Genomic DNA, 20,977 nt, shown 5'->3' with positions numbered 1-20,977 from the left:
AAATACCATTAATCAGTACATCATGTCCATTAACAAACTTGAAGCATTAAAGAAATATTTCGGATACGACTCCTTTCGCCCCCGGCAATCCGAAATCATCGACACGATCATGGCCAACCGCGATTGCATGGTGCTGATGCCCACGGGCGGTGGTAAATCTGTGTGTTTCCAGATCCCGGCTGTGCTGCGCCAGGGGCTTACGGTGGTTGTTTCGCCGCTAATCGCCTTGATGAAGGACCAGGTTGAGGCATTGCGAGGGAACGGTATCACCGCAGCATTCCTCAACTCCACACTTTCGGGAGCGGAACAGGACCAGATCATGTGGCAGATCAAGCTAGGCGAATTGAAATTGCTTTACATTTCGCCCGAGAGGCTTTTTGCGGGAAATACATTTGACCTGCTCCGCGAATGGAACGTGCAGCTTTTCGCCATCGACGAATCGCACTGTATTTCTTCCTGGGGCCACGATTTCCGGCCGGAATACCGGCAGCTGAACCTCCTGAAAGTACGTTTCCCCGATGTTCCGATCGTAGCACTCACGGCCACCGCTGACCGCGTCACGCGCCGCGATATTCTGAAACAGCTGAATATCGAACACGCCGAAACTTTCATTTCCAGCTTCGACAGGCCCAATTTAAGCCTCAATGTGTTGCCGGGAAGAAAGCGGATCGAGCAAATCCAGCGCTTTATCAACCGACACGAGGGCCAGCCGGGCATTATCTATTGCCTCAGCCGCAAAGGCACCGAAACCGTGGCGGCCAGCTTACAAAAAGCAGGCTTCCGCGTCGCGTACTACCACGCGGGCATGACCGCCGACAAGCGCTCGCAGGTGCAGGAGAATTTTCTGAGGGATGATATTCAAATCATCGTCGCGACGATCGCGTTCGGAATGGGGATCGATAAATCGAATGTCCGCTGGGTGATCCACTATAATTTGCCTTCGAATGTCGAGAGCTTTTACCAGGAAATCGGGCGGGCGGGACGCGACGGTGCCAGTGCGGATACCGTACTGTTTTACAGCTACATGGATATTATCACCCGGCAGGACATGATCAACAATTCGGACCAGTCGGCCGAGCAAAAGGAATTGCTGCATGCCAAACTCAACCGCATGAAGCAATATGCCGAAGCCGATATCTGCCGCCGCCGCATTCTCTTAAGTTATTTCAACGAGCCCGTCGATCACGACTGCGGCAACTGCGACGTCTGCCGTAACCCTCGCACCCGCTTCGACGCGACGATCATCGCCCAAAAGGCACTCTCCGGCATCGCCCGTACGGAGCAAAAGGTAGCGATGGGTATGCTCATCGACATTCTGCGCGGCAGCCGCAACCGGAACGTGTTGCAACATGGCTACGAAAGACTTCCGACTTTCGGCGTCGGACATGAGCTGAGGGGTGACGAATGGTCGGAATACCTGGGGCAAATGCTGAACTCAGGCGTCATGGATATTGCTTACGATGAGGCGCATTCATTTAAACTGAACCCGGTAAGCTGGCAGGTTTTGAAAGGCGAACGGCAAATCGAACTTGTGAAGTTCATCCCGCTCAGCGAACGCAAAGCGAAAGAAGAAGAACTGGTACCGAAAGAGAAACCCAAGCAGGAAATTATCCGCGACGCTCTTTTCGAGCGCTTGCGCCAGCTTCGGAAACAACTGGCCGATACTCTCGGCGTACCTCCCTACGTAGTGTTCAGTGACGCTTCACTATCCGAAATGGCCCAGAAAAAACCGATTTCCGAAGCACAAATGAAGGCTGTTTCAGGTGTGGGGGCCGAAAAGTTCCGTCGGTATGGTGAGGCATTCATCAATGCAATCCTCGATTTCGCGCGGGAAAACAATGCACCCGGCACACGTGTGATGAAAGGGATGACATTTGTTGAAACCTTTGATCTTTATAAGGAAGGCTATTCCGTCAAGGTGATTGCCGAAAAGCGCAACCTCAACCCGGTAACGATTATCTCGCATTTGGTCAAACTGAAAGAAGACGGCCACGGCGTTGATCTGAAATCGCTTATTGAACCCGCGGCTTACAAAACCATCATCGCAGCAGCAGAAGAAATCCAGGTCGGGAAAAATGATCCGCTAAAACCGCTGTTCGAGTTACTGAACGAGCGGTTCGATTACGGACAAATCCGGCTGGCGCTGGCGATTTGGGAAAGCGAGCGGCCTTTTCCGTGACCGAGGTTTTTGGGTAATCTGTTTACTTCGTGTAATTTAGCTTACACTTTCTCGACAAATACATGCTTCACCCCTTTTCAAATTCGGAGATTGACAAGCTTGGCAATGCGATTATTTACCTTGCCGAACGAATCAGGCCGTTGTCCAAAACCAAACTTTTGAAACTGATTTACCTCATTGAAGAATACGCTGTACGGACCTACGGGTTACCATTCTTCAATCTGGACTTTTCGGTGTGGAAACTCGGTCCGGTCTCGCGGGATGTTTTTGTGGATTTATCCTCGGATGAGCCGGTTTTACTGACAAACTATATCACACGGACTATTTCCGACGGCTCCGTTTTCATCGCTCCGAAGAAAGCTTTCTCCGACGAGGAGTTTTCCGATAATGAAATGGACTTGTTAGAGCACATTGTCGAGACTTTCCAGACCACCTCTGCGACAGAACTCATTCAGCTGACCCATCGCAAACACTCTCTTTGGTATCTCACAGCGCAGGAAAACGGTGTGTTAGAACATTTGGAAAGTGGCCATCTTAATTCTACCGAAATTCCCATAGATTTTTCCCGGTTACTGGAAAGCATGCCGTTGAAAAAGGAAATCTATCAGGATCAATTGAGCTACCTGAGAAATACCAAATCGCTTATGTATCGAAGTTTCCGAGGCGTGTTTCAACTGTTTCGTTTTCAAGGCCGGTTTCTCAGTTGCGACCAACAACTAGGCGTTCCCTCTTGACACGTTTGTTTATGGACAACAAATAGACGAGTATGAGATCGCCACTTTGCAAGACATTTATCCGGTCCAGGGCCTCGATTACAAAGTTGTTGGCCGGTTGAAAGATACCGAATTCAAGCGTTTGAAAGATTGCTTTTGCAAATCTGCAAGTGTAAAACGGCGCTTCCGGAGGCTTCTCGCAACCGATTGATCCTTAACTTTGAGCAATTTCTATTTTTAACAACTTAATATGTCAAGACAAAATATACTCTCAGGATCCCCTTGGGAAGACAAAATGGGGTATTGCCGGGCGGTTCGGATCGGGAATATCATTGAAGTAGCCGGGACGGTAGCTATTGTAGATGGCGATAAAGTGAAGGCGGATGATGCTTATGCGCAGACGAACAATATCATCGAGCGCATCGAGAAGGTGTTGCAGGATGCTGGTGCCAGCCTGGCGGATGTAGTTCGTACGCGAATCTTTACAACAGACATTACCCTTTTTGAGGATATCGCCCGCGCACATGGTGCGTATTTTGGCGCCATTAAGCCCACCACAGGTATTTACGAGATCAGCAAACTGGTATCGGCCGACTACCTTGTCGAGATCGAATTCACAGCAATAGTCCAGTAATCCGTTGGAATATTTAAAAAATGGCCTGTTTCTCATCAGAAACGGGCTTTTTTTGTCACCATTTGAAACTGTGATTCCAACCTTCTGGCGCGAAATTTGCTCTTTGTGAAAGTGTTGTCTGATTTAGAACCCTAAACAATAGGCATCTCCCGACATGAAAAATGGAATTACACTTCTAATAGCCTCAGTTTTACTGGTCCTGTGCGTAATGCAAAAAGAAGCCCGGTATGGAACGGCTCAACACGCAGGTGTAGAAAAAATGTACAATTCTTCGCCAATCAGTCCGAAAAACGGGACTAATTTGGAAAAACAATATAATGATGAGCTTCTGACCGATTCGCAGACTTTCGAATTCGCGTCCGTTGACTCGCTGAAATCAGAGCCTACGGCACGCTTAGCGAATCAAAGATTATTGCATATTTCCGCTGGCAGCAAACTGCTAAATTACTGAATCGAAATAAGGGTTCAGTAATTTAGCATTCCTCCGGCATCAGCTGAAAAGCCCCATAATATCCTCCTGGCTCAGTTTCTTGATGAAGCCGGACTCCCCGCCCACCAAATCTTCCGCCAAGTCCTGCTTGCGTTGCTGTAATAGCAGAATTTTCTCTTCAATCGTATCCTTACAGATCATTTTATAGGCAAACACCTTGCGCGTCTGCCCGATGCGGTGCGTACGGTCGATCGCCTGACGCTCCACGGCAGGGTTCCACCACGGATCGACGAGGTATACATAATCCGCTTCGGTCAAATTGAGTCCCACCCCGCCCGCTTTGAGGCTCATCAGGAACACCCGGCAGGTTGAGTCGTTCTGGAAGCGGTTCACGCGTCCGGCGCGGTCAACGGTCTGGCCGTCGAGGTATTCGTAAGGGATATTCATTTTTTCCAAATGCTTCCGGATCAGGTCCAGCATGCCCAGAAATTGACTGAATATCAATATTTTGTGGTTCGAAGCATTCTCTTCGATTTCACGGGTAATCTCTTCGAGCTTCGCCGATTCATTTCCAAAATCTTCCTCACCCGATAGGATTGAAGGCGAATCGCAAATCTGGCGGAGTTTCAGCAATGCTTCCAGGATGAGGAAACTACTCTTGTTGAGACCTTCGGTTGCGAGTTTTTCGGCGATTTCCTGGCGGTAGCGCTCGCGGAATGTATCATAGACTTTCCGCTGCTTATTACCCATTTCGCAGAACAGGATCGTCTCGGTTTTGTCCGGCAAATCGGTCGCTACTTCCTCTTTCGTGCGTTTGAGCATGAATGGGTAAACCAGCTTACGCAGCTCGGCCGCCTTTTCTTTATCCTGGTATTTATCGATCGGCGTCGCATATTCCGTCCGGAAGAAGTCGGCGTGGCCGAGCATTCCCGGGTTCAGGAATTCGAATTGCGAGTACAGGTCAAATGTATTGTTTTCTACTGGCGTACCCGTCATGGTCAGGCGGTTGCGTGCGCGTAGCAGGCGCGAAGCCTTCGACGTAAGCGAATCAGGGTTTTTAATGGCCTGTGCTTCGTCGAGAATGATGTAGTTGAAATCAAACTCCCGCAGCAGTTCCACGTCGCTGCGCATCGTGCCGTAAGTCGTGAGGATAATGTCGTATTCCCGGAAAAACTCGATGTCTTTCCTTCGCGCCATCCCCCGATGAACATACAGTTTCAGGTCAGGCGTGAATTTCGCAGCCTCGGCCTGCCAGTTGAAAATCAAGGTAGTAGGAACTACGACAAGGTTCGTATATTCCGGATCCAGGTTTTTCTGGTTTTGCAGGAAAGTCAGCATTTGCAGGGTTTTACCCAAACCCATATCATCCGCCAGACAGCCCCCCCATTGGAACTCATCCAGAAAGTGGAGCCATTTATAACCCTCCTCCTGGTATTGGCGAAGTGTCGCCTCGATATTCTGCGGAAGTGGTACCGATGGAATTTGTTTAAAATTGAGCAGCTTTTGCTTCTTTTCCCAAAGCTCGCGGAATACATCCTCATTGTCGATTTCCGAAACGAGTTCATCGATCAGTGAGAAATGGATCTTGGATAAATGGATTTGGTCGTCGTTCACACGACCGAACTGCATGAGCGGTTCCAGTTTCGCGATCCATTCGTCGGGCAGCACACCCAGTGAGCCGTCCTGCAATTGAATGTAGTTCTGCTTTTTGAGCAATGCCTTTTTCGCGTCAGCCAGCGATACGGTCTGGTCGCCGAAACTGATCTCGATCTTCATGTCGAACCAGTCGATCCCCGATGAGGTATGCACCTTCACTGTCCCGCGGTTGGGATTGAACTTCATCTTTTTCAGGTCTTTAAACCCGAAAATCTCGTAGTGCTTCTTCTTGGCAGCATCCACGAAATTGAACAGCCAGCCATCCTTCATCACCTGCTCAAAAGGCACATAGAAAAACGGTTGACCGGTTTGATGTTCGAAGCTCGGATGCAATGCTTTCACCCAGTCCCAAACCGCATTCTCAGCCTGAACATCGCGTTCAAGCATCGTGATCTGATTGTTATCGAAGCTGGTTCTCGTGCGGCGCTGGTCGTGCAGGAGTTCCAGCTCCTCGACCTTGCCGTTTTCTTCGAGATAAACGTAAGAAGGTACGATGAGCAAGTTCGCTTCGTCCTCTTTCAGGTAAAACTTCGGTTTCTGGAAAGCCAGCGGCGAAGTTTGTATTTCGTGTCGCGTCTGGAAGATCACGTCGAATTTCTCAGAAACCGGAATGATCCAGTTTCTCAGGAAATCGTCGCCAAAATCCTTTTTGACACGTATTTTAAATCCATTCTGACTCAGGTAAGCGACCATTTCGGCCTCGCTGATACCTGCCCAGCGGAACAATGTCTTTTCGTTATAAAGTCCTAACCAGAAGCTGTCGAGCGATACCACTTTCTGCAATTCCAGCGGCGTGCCCGGTTTGATTTCGACGTAAGGATTGAGCGTTATGAATTCTTTGTCTTCGGTGAGAACGAAGAACAGTTTGACCGGCTCACGGTGCAATTCCAGCTGCGTGAGCTGGTGGTTGCTGGTCACATAATCACCGTCTGCGAGGAAGAGCCGGTCGCCGTCGAGGTCGTTGAAAACGCGGGTAAGCTGCTTGCCGACGTAATTGCGGGCTTCGTAACGCTGGTCGGCCTCTACATCGTCGAAATGCAGATAGGCATTATACGCCCAACCCTGTTTGCGGATGAATTTCTGCAAACCTTCCTCCCAATGCTTCGCCATGCGCACCAGGCGCGCGTCCGACTCGGTGAGTACCGGAATTTCATCCGCATTATAATAATGGCTCGAACCTCCGGCGATATTGCGGATGTTCGTTACCTTCTCGGATTTAGAGCTGAATTTGACGGAAAAAACTCCGAAACCGATGTCCAGCAGGTGATTTTTCCCTTTTGGCCAAAAAACAAAAATGGAAACGCGGTCCTCGTCGTCCTGCCCATTGTCCGTGAGCGTCACTGCAAATGAGGACTCCTGCACGGGCAATATGCGCTCGCGCAGCGACTGCCAATCCTGGTACGCGCCCACCTTCTGGATCGCCGGATCGAGCTTGATCAAATGCAGCCCGCCGTCCTCATCCAGCCGGAATTCGAATTTATCTTTAAACTGATCTTCAAGGGAATAGCCGTATTCGGCCAGCAGATTGCTTTTCTCGACCGTCAGGTCGCGCATTACCTCGAATGCTTTTTCGCCCAGTTCCTCGCGAAGTTTCAGCAATGCAGCCAATTTGTGCTCGCAGAGCGGCACCCAGAGTTTCTGGTTACAAGTACAGGAAGTCTGAACCTGGCGGGTGCCTTTTACACGCCTGAAAGTGGTCAGGTACTCCTGTCCTTTGTCCGTCACCTGGCATTCGGCTTCGCCTTCTTTCGCGGATACGATCTCCACAGGTCCCACGTTCTCGCGGTTTTGCCAGGTTTCGTCGAGTACCATGCCTCGTAACTGCATTTCGCGAATTTCTTGTAGCTCGATCGTCGTGTTGCCCATTTCGTGGACAACCTGCTTGATCGTCGGCATCTTGTCGAGAATGTACAAAATACTCGCCACGCGGTGTTTGCATAACCCGGCTTTGTCGGGGCACGAACATTCGGTGGTTATCTGCGGTGTGAGAAAATCGCGGATGAAAATCTGGTAGTACTGGATCGAATAGTCGCTTTTGACTTTGAATTCAGCATTACCCGGGCCATTATAATCGAGTTTGGAAACTTTTAAGCCGCCACTGCTATAAATGGAACGCCCTCTTGACAATACATCCCGGTCCGCCCGTCTCAGTAAGAAGTTGGACAATTTCTCCTTCTTTTCGTTTTCCATTTACCCTGCTGCCTATTAAAAACGCAAAAGTACGGTATGTTTCTGTCTTATAGAAACGAACGAAGAAGTATTGACCCCAACCAACCGGTTTATGAGCGCACATAGGGCTGATCGATGACGCCTATGTGCCCCGAATGCAGCGATTCATTGCAAAATGCGGCGATCTGCGGGCCAAGATTGGGATACAAATGCCTGGAACCAAGCGATGCCACCGGTAGCCATACAATTTCGAGCGCCGTGGTATGGGCCGGATCGAGTGCCGGGACGCCTTTTGTTATATTTGCGTTAAATACCATGTGCAGCGTCTCTTTCCGCACTTCCTGCCAGATCACTTCCCCGCAAGAGATCATTTCGCCAACCGCAACCTCCACGCCCAGCTCTTCCATCAGCTCCCGCGCGAGCGCGTCCGAAAGTGATTCTCCGGGATCGGGATTACCACCGGGCAATGCAAATACTTCCTTTTCGCCGTAACGATAGCGCAGCGTGAGGATCTTGTCGTTGTCGAGAATGATAGCGGATGGACGGACGTTCATTGGTACGGGTGTGTAGGATGTTTAACGGATGCGTTCAGTCAGGAAGTTGTCAAGTGTGGTCAGATATTGTCATGTGTTGTCAGGAATGGTCATTTGTGTTCAGATATTGTCAAGGATAGTCCGTTTTGAAATGATTGTTTCTCAATAAACAAACTTCCTGTGAAAAATAACACCACCTGACAACAAATGACTACCCTTAACAATGCCCGACAATTTTCTGACTACACGTGACAACCTCCTGACCACACCTGACTGCTTCCTGATAATACTTGGCAACCTTCTGACTACTTCCTGACAATACTTGACAACCTCCTGACTACTTCCCGACAATACTTGACAACCTCCTGACTACACCTGACAAAACACAATGCCGCCAAACAGCATCGCGTTAGTCGCGCAGCACCATTTTTTCGATCAGGAGCATAAAAATGTGGATGACCTTGATGTGGATTTCCTGAATGCGGTCGGCGTAGCCGAAATGGGGTACACGAATTTCAACGTCGGCGATACCCGCGAGCTTCCCGCCGTCCTTGCCCGACAGGATGATGATTTTCATTCCTTTCGCTTTCGCGGCTTCGGTAGCACGGATGATGTTCGCGGAATTCCCGCTCGTACTTAGCCCCAGCAGCACGTCGCCGGGTTGGCCCAATGCCTCAATATATCTTGAAAACACATATTCATACCCGAAATCGTTGCTGACGCAGCTCAAATGGCTCACGTCGGAGATCGCAATCGCTGGCAGCGCACGGCGGTTGTCGCGGTAGCGGCCGGTAAGCTCCTCGGCGAAATGCATGGCGTCGCAATGCGAGCCGCCGTTGCCGCAGGAAAGGATTTTGCCATTATGAATGATGGCGTCGGCCATCAGTCCTGCCGCCTTTTCGATCTTTTCAATTTGTTCCGGATCGCTCAGGAAGTTGTCGAGAACGGATTGTGCTTCCTTCAATTCCTGGCTAATAATGCTTTGGTAATTCATGTCGGTATTAATGCTAATGAATGTCAGAGTTTGATGGCTTTGAGAATATGCGCTTTCCGGCCGGGGCCTTTGTGCCGCTCTACTGCAAAACCTGCGGCGGCCAATGCCCTTTTAACGATGCCTTTCGACGAATATGTCACTAATACGCCACCGGGCTTGGTTTGGGCCGCTATTTTGGTGAAAATTTCTTCTGTCCAGAGCTCCGGCTGCGCCTGCGGATCGAATGCGTCGTAGAAAATAACGTCAAAAAACCGGTCCGGCGTGAAATCCTGTAAGGTGGTTATTTCTTTCCTCAGGTAAAAAAAAGGAGAAATCCCTGTTTCCTTGCCCCACGGTGCGTGGTGCAGCTGCATAAAACCTTTTTCACCCGTTGCTTCTTCATAGTTGAGCTGCGAAGCTTCGAGCATGGAGACAGGATATGCCTCCACAGAAGTGTAGAAAACCTGCTTTTGAAGCTGATCGGCCAGTTTCCACGCGAGAAACGCGTTCAGTCCCGTTCCGAAACCCATTTCAAAAACAGAAACCGGCCCGTTTTCAAGGGCCGGCCTTAGTCCAAGGTTGATATAAATGTGCTCCGATTCATTCAAAGCACCTTGCAAGGAATGGTATTGCTGATTAAACTGCGCACTGAACAACGAATGCGAGCCGTCTTCCGTGATAATGAAGCGTTTCAAATGGCCGGGTATTAGTTTGGCCAAAAGTACTAAATCATTCTGCGCAGTGTGATCTGGGTAAAGAAAATATCACCCTTGCGTTTTACAAGCAGGTCGATGTTTTTCCCGTCCCCGCGCTGCATGAGCTTATATACTTCACTCACATTGAGCTCGGAAGCGGAGTGGTCGTCGATAAACAACAGCTGGTCACCTTCCATTAATCCGGCATGCGCGGCCGGAGAGTCGGCCACGATGTGATTGACGATGTAGTCGCGCAAATCCCTTCCTTCCGCACGGATCTCCATGCCGCTCATATCATGCTCAAATTTCTCACGCAGGCGACTTCTGATCGGTTTGAGTACCATGTAGCGTTCACCGTAGTTGAATGTAACCTTGAAACGGCGGAGCAGCTCGCAACCGATATTTCCCTGGCGCTCGGCCCCGGCCCGAATTTTCGAACCAAATGCAATGCTGTCGGGAAACGAGGCTACCACATTGTTCAATTCAAAACGGCCCAGCTTCATTTTATCGACCCGGCCCAGGTTTCCGTTGATCACACCATTCAGCCCGCGGCCCAACTGCGCGCGGATCACTTTTTCAGGCAAGCGGAAAGTTTCTTTCGGCGTATTGTTCAAAAGCAACGCATGCCCGGCACCTGTATCGATCAGCACCCGGATCGGATGCTCGCGGCCGTCTGCAAACAGTGTCACCGCATCCGTAAATGGCTTTGTATCCTCAATAATGAGCGGATGCTTATCGCCTTTACTGGATTTGTACTTGTACCTGTCAGGCCGCATCAGCAATAGTTCCTTTTTGGCAAAATCGATGGTGACGACGAAGTTATTGAAAATCTCATACCCAAAAATCCCGTGTACCGGCACGCCTACGTACTCGGATAGCCGCAGGAAATCCTGTTCGAGGATCACGATGTTCTGGTGATTAGCTCTTAACCTTCCCATCGAAAATTTGTTGTCGATCGCCACATGCGCCGAAATAGATGCCCCTTCACCCGCGCCAGTGAGATTAACCTTCCGGGTTAAACGCAGCTTGTCGGCCTTCAGAATATTCGGGTCGGTGATGATGATGGAACTAACTCCCGTGTCGAGGATAAAACGCAGCGAATCATTGTCGTTGATCTTCGCGTAGAGCAATATCAGGTTGGAATGCAGCTCGAACGGGATGCGTGCTGTTTTATGGTTTTTATCCAAAAAGTAACCATACTTTTCCTCTGATACAGGGGGTACGTCGCTGGAATGGCCGAATGTCAGGGTATGAGTAAAAAGTATGATCGCTGCTATAAACCACTTAGACGTTTTCATCGTGGCCTCCTTTCTTTAAATGGCTAATTTTCTAATCCTGGGGTGACATATTTCAACACGTTGACTATAAATGACTTGAAACCCTATTTATATTCTTCGGTGTACGCTAAGTATCGAATTCAGTCCAATCGGTTAATTCAAGTAAAAATAGTTCTTTTCACATTAATAAAACACAAAAAAATCTCGATATGTGCAAACTTTCCGACATTTTTTTGATCACATATATATAATCATGTAAATGAGGAAAATATGGTACTTTTGTTGCGTAAAATGACTTTTTCCCACAATAAAAATTTTCTCATGCGAAAAAAAATTGTTGCCGGTAACTGGAAGATGAACAAGGTTCTGGATGAAGCAGTTGCGCTTACTTCAGAGCTCGTTAACATGGCCAAAGACGAGGTCCGTAACGACGCGAAAATCATCCTTTGCCCTCCTGCGATTTACCTTACTACCATTCAAAAATATATCGAGGACGCGCCCAACTTCGCATTGGCCGCTCAAAACTGCTCCGATAAAGTTTCGGGTGCATTTACCGGTGAGATTTCTGCGCAAATGCTGCAATCGATCGGTGTAGAATATGTGCTGATCGGCCACAGCGAACGCCGCCAGTATTTCAATGAAACCAATGCATTGCTGGCTGAGAAAGTAAATACGGCGCTTTCTTTCGGCGTATCCCCTATTTTCTGCTGCGGTGAATCGCTCGAACAGCGTCAGAATGAAGATTATATCGGTTTTGTAAAAAATCAACTGACCGAAAGCCTTTTCCACCTTACCGAAGAGCAGTTGAAATCGGTGGTAATCGCGTACGAGCCGATCTGGGCGATCGGAACAGGCCTTACGGCTTCGGCTGAGCAGGCGCAGGAAATGCACGCGGCATTGCGCGCGCACATCGCTTCTAAATATGGCGCGGAAGTAGCTGATGAAATTTCGATCCTCTACGGCGGAAGCGTAACAGCTGCCAGCGCACCCGAGCTTTTCGCTGCTCCGGATATCGACGGCGGCCTGGTAGGCGGCGCATCGTTGAAATCGAGGGAGTTTACGAATATTATTAAGGCACGTTAACACGCGGATTGTCACACTGAGCGAAGTCGAAGTGCATGCACTACGGATCCGTACGGACTGTCTTCGACTCCGCTCAGACTGACATTAACGAAACTACATTTCCGTAATCACGAACTCCACCCGACGGTTCTTTTTCCGTTCTTCTTCGCCTCCTTTTGTAAGTGGTCGCGTGCCGCCGTAGCCTTTCGCCTCAATACGGCTGCTTTCAATGCCCTTTTCGATCAGGTAGTTTTTCACCGACTCCGCGCGCTGGCGGGAGAGTTCGAGGTTTTTGTCAAAATCGCCTACATTATCGGTGTGGCCTTCTACACGGATCTTGACAGTCGGGCTATCACGCATCACATCTACCAGCCGGTTCAGCTCTTCAAACGACTCGGGTAGCAAAGTGTATTGGGAAGTTTCGAAATAGATATTGGGCAACAAAATCGTTTCCCCTGCGATGAGAGGCGTGAGGTACACGTCCTGATCGAACGATTTGCCGGACGAATCGCCCGGCGCGAGACTAAATGAGGACCCGTAATAACCGCGGGCCGTCACGCGGAATTTGTATTGCTCACCCGCTTCAACACCCACCCGATATTTCCCCGACGACGAGCGGACTTGCAGCGTATCGCGGCCCTCCACGTACGAGAGCTGAGCCGCGATCGGTTCTTTGGTTTTCGCATTGTAAACTGTGCCCTTCAAGACCGCGACTTCGCCGTCCTTTTTCGGAGCAGGAACCGGCTTCTGTGGCGCCTTGGCCGCTGGTTGGGTCTCCGGCTTCTTTGCGGGCGGTGTGGTTGCTTTCGCTACCGGTTTCGCCGATTTTTCAGGCTGCTTTTTGAGCGGGTTTTTAACATGGATACCATAAAAATTCCACGACTGATTACCACCGGAACTGCGCCCTTCATAAAAATCAAACTCCTCGATCCCCGGTGTAAGTCTTTCAAAATAGGCTACAAAATCGACGGTATCGCCATTCGCGACACTTGTTTTCGTGGTGGTAGTAATGTTTTCGGCCCTGATGAATTTGAATTTCTTATCGATTTCGCCGGGCTTGTAAAGTCGTGTTTCAGGATCGAGCCAAATCTGGCTCTGGCCTTGTTGCTGTAACTGCGGAATACGCGAATCGGGGAATCCCGGCATCCGGGGTTGCGAGCGGAACTGCGGCTGCTGCTTCGATTGCTTCTCGATGAATTGAAGGTAGATAATCGTGTTGGCGTCCGTTAGTTCCACCTTTTTGATTTTCACATAGGGGACCGACGATTCTTCTACTTTGGGATTTTCAGTAATTTGCCCGAAGCTGGTATGGATGGATAGTAAAATGGCTCCAAAACTGGCCGAAAGCAATTTGAAATTCATAGTGATATTGGGGTTTTACCTAAATATCAGCAAGAACGTCCGAAAACCGTCGATAGTTTGTTAAAAATTGTTAAACGCAGGAAGTCACTGGTTTACAGTAATGAATGGAGCCCAAAATGCCGCGTCGTAACGCTCCCAGGCGTGGCAGGCGAAAGGTAGCCGGTGATCGGTAAGCTCATAGCTCGCAGCCGGGCTTTTCTCGAAGGCAAATTGCAATGCCTCCCGCCACCCGGGTAATGTCATGAAAAGCTTCATCGGTTTAAGCCGCGTCGCTTCCTGGCAGAAAAGCATGTCTTCGTTCCCTTTCCAGGCCGGATAAAAGATATTGTAAATCTTTAAATAGCGTAAAAAAGAAGAAATCCTCCGCAGTGATAGTCCGCCGTTCAGCACGACACGCCGCGTCGATAATGCATGCGCGAAATCCTGGGCAGCTTCCGCGGAAATTGTATCAAATTCAGGTTGATGCAGCGACGGCGCACCGATGTAGTCATATCCCTTAGCGCACCATTCTTTCAATTCATCCCGGAAAACAAAAGCATCGAGCTGATAAATGAGAATGTATTCGTAGGCGGAGAAAGTTTTGTAAAAATTAATGGACACCATCAACCGGTTATAGGCGTCGACATTTGTGAAAAAGCTATTGTCGAAAGACTGGAATGTAAGCGAAGGGTATTGCTGTTGGAACGCGGAAAGGTCCAGCGCCGCGGGTTTTACAATAATCACCGGGTAATCGCCCAATACATGCATACATTGCCGCAACGACATCTGTTCCGCCTTTGTCAGATTTGCCTGATACACCGGTATTACCACCGCCACCAACGACTTATTTTCAGCCATTTTCAAATAATCATCCAGTTCTTTATTCCAATAAATCGCCCACCGCGGGTAGCCACCAATCTTTGCTGCTGAACCGGTAATAACCGCGTAGAAGCTGACTCAGCACGGGAGTAAGTCGTTTGAAACGATTTTCCGGCAGCCCGGCACGAGTGTAAAAATGTTTTTGCGAAAGATACAATTTGAGCAGCTTCTCGCGCGGGACGAACGGAAGCGCACGCAGGAGCAAATACAGCTCATGCAACTTGTTGGCCTTTTCTTCCAGCGGGATCAGTTTCAACCGACGGTCGCGTTTGAAGCGATCCGCGAGCTGCACTTTTTCCACCTTGTTACCAAACCCAACCTGCTGGCTGGAATGAATGCGATACGAGATGAGACATTCGGGAATGAATTCGATCTTACCTTCCAGGCTCAGTACCATCGCTATCCAGGCGTCATGGATCAGGTCTTGTACGTGCGTCGGAAACGGCATGAGCCGTTCGAGGCAGGATTTGCGGATCGCCAGCGTTGCGCCTGTTACCACAAAACCATTGAAAAGTATCTCGTGTGATTTGCCGCTATGCCATAGCTGCTGCCGGGCCTGATTGAATTCGATTTCCTCCCAGATGGTACCTCCGGTCGGCTGAGAGTCGTCATCGATCTTGTCGGCGTCGCTGAACACCGCATCCAGATTCGGATGTGCATTCAGGAATGCGAGCTGCTTTTGCACCTTGTCTTTCCGCCAGCGGTCGTCCTGATCGGAGAGGAAGATAAAATCCCCGTTGCACAGAGAAAGGCATTTCTCGAAATTCCTGGTGGAACCGAGATTTTGCTCGTTCACATGGATGCGTACCGGAAATTTGCTCGTGGCAGCAAAAGATTTTATGATTTCAATAGTGTCGTCCTTCGATCTGTCGTCGCAAACAACCAATTCGTCCACCGAAACCGTCTGATCAGCAATGCTCTTCAACTGTTCGGGCAGGAACTTTGCCCCGTTGTAAGTACACATAGCTACTGAAATCATAATGTGTATCTGTATTTTATATTTTTGTAAAAGCTTCCCGGCCCGTTTTTGAGCCACAAAGGTACGTGGTTGTGCCGGGAATTAAACTAAAAGTTATTAAAAGCACCCGAATGGCGTTACCAGAACAGCTCAAAAAGGCGATTATCCAAATGCCTGCCAAAGAAAAGGATAAACTGCTCCTGAGACTGATCACGAAAGACAAAACCCTGAGCGACCGGCTGCATTTCGAGCTCATCGAGGATAGTTCTACCATTCCCGAGCGGCGCGAGGAGCTCATGGGGCGTATCGTGCGGACATCGAAATTCAACCAGAATACACCCGGCTGGGTACTGATGGACATGCGCAGCCTCAGCGCAGACATCGCTTACCATGTGAAAGTCACGAAAGACAAGATCGGGGGCATCGAACTCAACCTTTTCCTGCTCAATACCTTCCTGGAAAGCTACTCGGATATTCTGCGTACCTACTCGTCCCGCGCCGATACCTGTGCATTATACATTGCCAAAAAGGCACAGGTAATCCTCAACGGGCTGAGTAAACTCGACGAAGACTACCGGACCGATTATATCAAAGATGCGAACCGGATGCTGCAACTGGTTTTCAGCCTCTGCTCCAAAATGTATGCGCGGCAAATGGAACTACCGCACGAACTCGAATTTTAAACACACCATGAAAAAGACCGCATTGCTGATCATCGACGCCCAATACGATTTTTGCGATCCTAACGGCACCCTGTATGTGCCCGGGGCCGAAAAAGACGTGGAGCGCATTGCCAACCTCATTGCGCTCGAAAGCGACAAAATCGACGCGATATTCCTGACGCTCGATACGCATAAGGTGCTGGATATTGCCCACCCGCTTTTTTGGGAGGACCAAAACGGCAATACGGTCGCGCCGTTCACATTGATATCGGCGCAATCGGTGAAAGCGTGCAAATGGGTACCGCGTTACCAGCCCGAATATGTTTTGGAATATTTGCAAACCCTCGAAAAGGAGGGTGAATTCCAGCATTTCATCTGGCCGGAGCATTGCCTGATCGGCTCCAAAGGTGCCGCCATAGAGGATACCCTCATGCGCGCCGTACTCGCGTGGACACACCGCACCCGTCGCGACTACCGCACCGTTTCGAAAGGCATTAATCCGCTTACCGAACATTTCGGGGTTTTTAAAGCGCAGGTACCGGTAGCGAATGCCCCTGAAACAGAGCTGGACAAACGTTTTCTGGCGGAGCTAAATGCATTTGACCAGGTATTGGTGGCCGGAGAGGCGCGTTCACATTGCGTCGCGACCAGCATCCGGCAAATCGTGAAATATGCCCCCGATCTGGCTCCGAAAGTTATTGTACTGACAGACTGCATGTCCGACGTTCCCAACTTCGGCCATTTCGCCGACCCGATATTTGAAGAGGCTGCTCAGAACGGTATGAAATTTGCGAAAGCGAACCAGGTTTTTAAAGAAAACTAAATGCCCCGGCTTTTGGTTATAATAGTATCACATCATCATTCAAACTAATATCATAATCCATCGATAACCCCGCTATGATGCAACTAGCTGTGCCCCGGATCGAGGCCGACCAGTTCGATGAACTGGATCCGAGACAATACATTCTGATCAAAGGTGCCCGAGTAAACAATCTGAAAAATGTAGATGTGGCGATCCCCCGCAATAAGCTGGTCGTCATTACCGGTCTTTCCGGCTCCGGGAAGTCGTCGCTCGCCTTTGACACGCTGTTCGCCGAGGGCCAGCGCATGTACGTGGAAAGCCTCAGCAGCTATGCACGGCAATTCCTTGGCCGGATGGAAAAGCCCGAAGTGGAATATATCAAAGGCATTTCACCGGCTATTGCTATTGAGCAAAAGGTAAATACCCGCAACCCGCGGTCGACCGTCGGTACTTCCACCGAGATTTATGATTATCTCAAACTGCTTTTTGCACGCATCGGGCATACCTATTCGCCGGTTTCGGGTGAAATTGTAAGAAAAGACTCTGTTACCGACGTGGTGAACTACATGCTCGCGCATGACGAGGGCACGCGTGTGATGATCCTGGCGCCACTGCTTATCCGCGACGGCCGCTCGCAGATCGAAGAACTTACGATCCTGCTCTCCAAGGGCTATAACCGCATTGTGCTGAATGAGGAAGTGGTTTCGATCGAGGATATTCTCGAAAAACCGGATCATTTTCCGCAAGCCGGCAACCAGGTTTTCATCCTCATCGACCGTGCGGCAATCCGCCACGACGACGAGGACACGCAATACCGCCTATCCGACTCCGTGCAGACCGCCTTTTTTGAAGGAGAGGGCACTTGCACCGTACATATAGTTGGGGGTGAAAAAAGGGTTTTCTCTGATAAATTCGAACTGGACGGCATCACCTTCGAGGAACCGACCGTCAATCTTTTCAGCTTTAATAATCCTTACGGTGCCTGTAAAAGGTGTGAAGGTTTTGGAAAAATATTGGGTATTGACCCTGATCTGGTCATTCCTGACAAAAATCTTTCGGTATACGACGGCGCTATTGCGCCGTGGCGAACCGAGAAAATGGGTGAGTGGCTGATCCCGCTCGTCCGCAATGGTGTGAAATTCGATTTTCCGATCCACAGGCCTTACAAAGACCTTACACCTGCTCAAAAAGAGCTGCTCTGGACCGGTAACCAGTATTTTCAGGGAATCAACGATTTCATTTCCGAACTCGAATCCCAGACGCATAAGATCCAGTACCGCGTAATGCTCTCGCGCTTCCGCGGCCGCACGACCTGCCCCGATTGCCGCGGCTCACGCTTGCGGAAGGATGCGTCGTATGTCAAAATCGGCGGTAAATCCATTACCGACCTGGTACTGATGCCGATCCAGGATGTGTCGGCGTTTTTCAAACAACTGGAACTCAACGACCACGACCGCCAGATTGCGCGCCGCGTTCTAACCGAAATCGAATCTCGCCTGGACTATATGAACCGCGTCGGGCTTGGCTATCTGACGTTAAACCGGTTGACGAGCACGTTGTCCGGCGGCGAATTCCAGCGTATCAAGCTCGCTACTTCACTGGGAAGCGCATTGGTTGGCTCGATGTACATTCTCGACGAACCGAGCATCGGCTTGCACCCGCGCGACACACAACGGCTCGTGGGCGTACTAGAATCGCTGCGCGACCTGGGCAACACGGTCATTGTGGTGGAACATGAAGAAGAGGTAATGCACGCGGCGGATCAGATCATCGATATTGGCCCGGAAGCCGGTACTGGCGGCGGGCATGTCGTTTTCCAGGGAAATCAGGGTGATATTGAGGCGTTGAAGAGTGATGGTCGGGAGGTCAGAAATAGTCATGTGGTAGTCAGGAATGGTCAGGATGTAGTTGAAAATGCGGCGCAGTCGCATACTTTGGATTTTTTGCTTGGGAATGATTCAATACCTGTACCTTCGGTTCGCAGAAAATCTTTGCATTTCCTTGAAATCAAAGGGGCGCGGGAGAACAATCTGAAAGAACTGGATGTCAAGATTCCATTGAATAACCTTACCGTCGTCACCGGTGTGAGTGGTTCGGGGAAATCTACATTGATCCGGAAAATCCTCTATCCCGCATTAATGCGCCTCAAAGGTGAGTTCAGCGAAGATGTGGGCCGTTTCGACGAGCTCACGGGCAGCCTGGACCGCATTGAAGCCGTTGAAATGATCGACCAAAACCCGATCGGAAAATCGTCTCGTTCTAACCCCGTGACCTATATCAAAGCGTATGATTATATTCGGCAGATGATGTCGGAACAACCGCTTTCGAAGGCGCGAGGGTACAAACCTTCGCATTTTTCCTTCAATGTCGACGGCGGCCGCTGCGAAATATGCCAGGGTGAAGGCCAGGTAAAAATCGAAATGCAGTTTATGGCCGATATTTACCTGACTTGCGAAGGCTGTAACGGCAAACGTTTCAAGCAGGAAGTTCAGGAGGTGAAATATCAGGATAAGGACGTTGCCGAAATCCTGGATATGACGGTCGACGAGGCCGTTGCGTTTTTCCGGGAGTCGGAGCCGAAACTGGCTGATAAATTACTCCCTTTGCAGGAAGTAGGGTTGGGTTATGTAGGCCTCGGACAATCGTCGAATACACTGTCCGGCGGAGAAGCACAGCGCGTGAAGCTCGCCTCCTTCCTCGGCAAAGGCTCTTCCAACAAGGGCAAAACCCTCTTCATTTTCGACGAACCGACCACCGGTTTGCACTTCCACGACATCAAAAAGCTTCTCAAAGCGATTAATGCATTGGTAGAACAGGGCGATAGCGTGATCATCATCGAGCACAATATGGAAGTCATTAAAAGTGCCGACTGGATCATCGACCTTGGCCCCGAAGGGGGCGAAAACGGCGGCCAGCTCACATTTACCGGTACACCTGAGGAAATGGTGAAGCTCGAAGGAAACTATACCGCTGATTTTCTGAGAGAAAAGATTTGACAATGTGAAGTATGTCACTTAACTTAGTGACATACTTCACTGAAAGCCCTATGTCAACGCCACCCATCCGATTTTTTGAAGAGGAATTCGTTCCCTATGGCAAGCAGCCCGCTTCGGAGTTTCTCGTTGTGAAAACTTCGCGCGAGGGCCTTATGCGCTCCGTTGCCGATGAAATTTCTGATCTGGTAGGTTTAACCGACAACGAAATCGCCTACGTGCTCGGCATGACGCCGCGTAATCTACACCGCATTCAGGGCGAAAAGCGGCTGGGAACCGATGCTTCCGAGCGGCTTTTACTGCTCAGAAATGTACTTATTCACGCGCTGGATACATTTGAAGGTAATGAAAATGTCGTGAGGCATTGGCTACGCACGCCAATCCCGGAGCTTAACGACCAATCACCGCTGCAAATGATGGATACCGTTACGGGCTTCGGGCTCGTCGATAACGTGCTGGGCCGCCTGGATTATGGTTTACCCGCCTGATCGCGTCGCCTATGCCATTGGTATATAGGATTACGCGCGAAAAATTTCGGCACGATGCGCTTTCTACCGAAGGCGCACGGCTATTTGGCGCACGCTGGAACCCAAAAGGCATTGGTGTACTTTATACCACTTCAACTCCCGAGCTCGGCCTTGTAGAAACCCTCGCACACGCGCCCGGCGTGCGTTACGAGGACCTTCCGAAATACTGGCTTTCGTCGATTGAAATCCCGGACGCCATCCGGCATTATGCACGAAAAGATCTACCCGACTTTTGGCAGGACAAAACTTACGGCCGGACACAATTCTGGCTCAAAGACTGGCTCATTAAACCCGATGTCCTCTCGATCGGCATTCCGTCGGTAATCGTCCCTTTTTCTTCCAATATCATTCTCCATCCCCATCATCCGCTGTTTGCGGACATCAGGCTAGTGGCCCAGGAGCCAATTCCGATCGACCGGCGTCTGTGGCGCAACTGACGGTTCCATATTCCCAAAAATCCAGTGGCCTGAAACACTTTCCTGTGCGTATTTAAC

At 49.9% G+C, this 20,977-nt stretch carries 17 protein-coding genes; 9 read left to right on the top strand and 8 right to left on the bottom strand.

Going from position 1 to position 20,977, the window contains the following annotated elements:
• The first annotated feature begins 22 nt into the window (after positions 1–22).
• From recQ to J7619_RS23530, 3 genes are all read left to right on the top strand, one after another.
• Positions 23–2,179 carry a DNA helicase RecQ gene (gene recQ / locus J7619_RS23540; RefSeq protein WP_291204513.1) on the top strand — a complete coding sequence of 719 codons (2,157 nt, stop codon included), beginning with the start codon at positions 23–25 and terminating at the stop codon, positions 2,177–2,179.
• 62 nt (positions 2,180–2,241) lie between these two features.
• Positions 2,242–2,913, top strand: a complete 672-nt coding sequence (locus tag J7619_RS23535) for a Panacea domain-containing protein (protein ID WP_291204509.1) — start codon at positions 2,242–2,244, stop codon at positions 2,911–2,913.
• A gap of 229 nt (positions 2,914–3,142) precedes the next feature.
• The gene (locus J7619_RS23530) at positions 3,143–3,526 is read left to right on the top strand and encodes a RidA family protein (RefSeq protein WP_223406288.1); all 384 of its coding nucleotides are present in this window, start codon (positions 3,143–3,145) and stop codon (positions 3,524–3,526) included.
• Between the two features lie 490 nt (positions 3,527–4,016).
• On the opposite strand, the gene J7619_RS23525 is transcribed toward J7619_RS23530, so the two are convergent.
• The 5 genes from J7619_RS23525 to J7619_RS23505 all read right to left on the bottom strand — a co-directional run bounded on the left by J7619_RS23525 (position 4,017) and on the right by J7619_RS23505 (position 11,280).
• A complete protein-coding gene (locus tag J7619_RS23525; protein ID WP_291204505.1) occupies positions 4,017–7,802 on the bottom strand; it encodes a DEAD/DEAH box helicase in 3,786 nt (1,261 codons plus the stop codon).
• 89 nt (positions 7,803–7,891) lie between these two features.
• The gene (locus tag J7619_RS23520) at positions 7,892–8,335 is read right to left on the bottom strand and encodes an NUDIX domain-containing protein (RefSeq protein ID WP_291204502.1); all 444 of its coding nucleotides are present in this window, start codon (positions 8,333–8,335) and stop codon (positions 7,892–7,894) included.
• A gap of 388 nt (positions 8,336–8,723) precedes the next feature.
• Positions 8,724–9,308, bottom strand: coding sequence for a D-sedoheptulose 7-phosphate isomerase (lpcA, locus tag J7619_RS23515; RefSeq protein ID WP_106599393.1), 585 nt, complete (start codon positions 9,306–9,308; stop codon positions 8,724–8,726).
• Between the two features lie 23 nt (positions 9,309–9,331).
• Entirely contained in the window at positions 9,332–9,982 is a 651-nt protein-coding gene (gene mnmD / locus J7619_RS23510; protein ID WP_291204498.1) for a tRNA (5-methylaminomethyl-2-thiouridine)(34)-methyltransferase MnmD, read from the bottom strand.
• 29 nt (positions 9,983–10,011) lie between these two features.
• Positions 10,012–11,280, bottom strand: a complete 1,269-nt coding sequence (locus tag J7619_RS23505) for an aspartyl protease family protein (protein ID WP_291204495.1) — start codon at positions 11,278–11,280, stop codon at positions 10,012–10,014.
• A gap of 300 nt (positions 11,281–11,580) precedes the next feature.
• Between J7619_RS23505 and tpiA the strand changes: the two genes are divergently transcribed.
• On the top strand, positions 11,581–12,342 hold the full coding sequence (tpiA, locus tag J7619_RS23500; RefSeq protein WP_291204492.1) for a triose-phosphate isomerase: 762 nt from the start codon (positions 11,581–11,583) through the stop codon (positions 12,340–12,342).
• 93 nt (positions 12,343–12,435) lie between these two features.
• On the opposite strand, the gene J7619_RS23495 is transcribed toward tpiA, so the two are convergent.
• The 3 genes from J7619_RS23495 to J7619_RS23485 all read right to left on the bottom strand — a co-directional run bounded on the left by J7619_RS23495 (position 12,436) and on the right by J7619_RS23485 (position 15,520).
• Complete coding sequence (locus J7619_RS23495; RefSeq protein WP_291204489.1) at positions 12,436–13,683, bottom strand: OmpA family protein; 1,248 nt, start codon at positions 13,681–13,683, stop codon at positions 12,436–12,438.
• 84 nt (positions 13,684–13,767) lie between these two features.
• The gene (locus tag J7619_RS23490; protein WP_291204486.1) at positions 13,768–14,520 is read right to left on the bottom strand and encodes a DUF5672 family protein; all 753 of its coding nucleotides are present in this window, start codon (positions 14,518–14,520) and stop codon (positions 13,768–13,770) included.
• 22 nt (positions 14,521–14,542) lie between these two features.
• Positions 14,543–15,520 carry a glycosyltransferase family 2 protein gene (locus J7619_RS23485; protein ID WP_291204483.1) on the bottom strand — a complete coding sequence of 326 codons (978 nt, stop codon included), beginning with the start codon at positions 15,518–15,520 and terminating at the stop codon, positions 14,543–14,545.
• A gap of 110 nt (positions 15,521–15,630) precedes the next feature.
• Here J7619_RS23485 and J7619_RS23480 point away from each other — a divergent pair, with 110 nt between their 5' ends.
• From J7619_RS23480 to J7619_RS23460, 5 genes are all read left to right on the top strand, one after another.
• A complete protein-coding gene (locus J7619_RS23480; protein ID WP_223406266.1) occupies positions 15,631–16,182 on the top strand; it encodes a hypothetical protein in 552 nt (183 codons plus the stop codon).
• A gap of 7 nt (positions 16,183–16,189) precedes the next feature.
• Complete coding sequence (locus tag J7619_RS23475) at positions 16,190–16,984, top strand: cysteine hydrolase family protein (protein ID WP_291204477.1); 795 nt, start codon at positions 16,190–16,192, stop codon at positions 16,982–16,984.
• 74 nt (positions 16,985–17,058) lie between these two features.
• The gene (locus tag J7619_RS23470) at positions 17,059–19,959 is read left to right on the top strand and encodes an excinuclease ABC subunit UvrA (RefSeq protein WP_291204474.1); all 2,901 of its coding nucleotides are present in this window, start codon (positions 17,059–17,061) and stop codon (positions 19,957–19,959) included.
• A gap of 50 nt (positions 19,960–20,009) precedes the next feature.
• Entirely contained in the window at positions 20,010–20,444 is a 435-nt protein-coding gene (locus J7619_RS23465) for an antitoxin Xre/MbcA/ParS toxin-binding domain-containing protein (RefSeq protein ID WP_291204471.1), read from the top strand.
• Between the two features lie 11 nt (positions 20,445–20,455).
• Positions 20,456–20,920 (top strand): RES family NAD+ phosphorylase, encoded by a 465-nt coding sequence (locus J7619_RS23460; RefSeq protein ID WP_291204469.1) that lies wholly within the window; start codon positions 20,456–20,458, stop codon positions 20,918–20,920.
• Positions 20,921–20,977: the final 57 nt, after the last annotated feature.

Origin of the sequence: Dyadobacter sp., from assembly GCF_017744695.1 — a bacterium.
GTDB lineage: Bacteria > Bacteroidota > Bacteroidia > Cytophagales > Spirosomataceae > Dyadobacter.
Note: the sequence above shows the minus strand (reverse complement) of the source record. Positions and strands in the feature narration are given on the sequence as shown.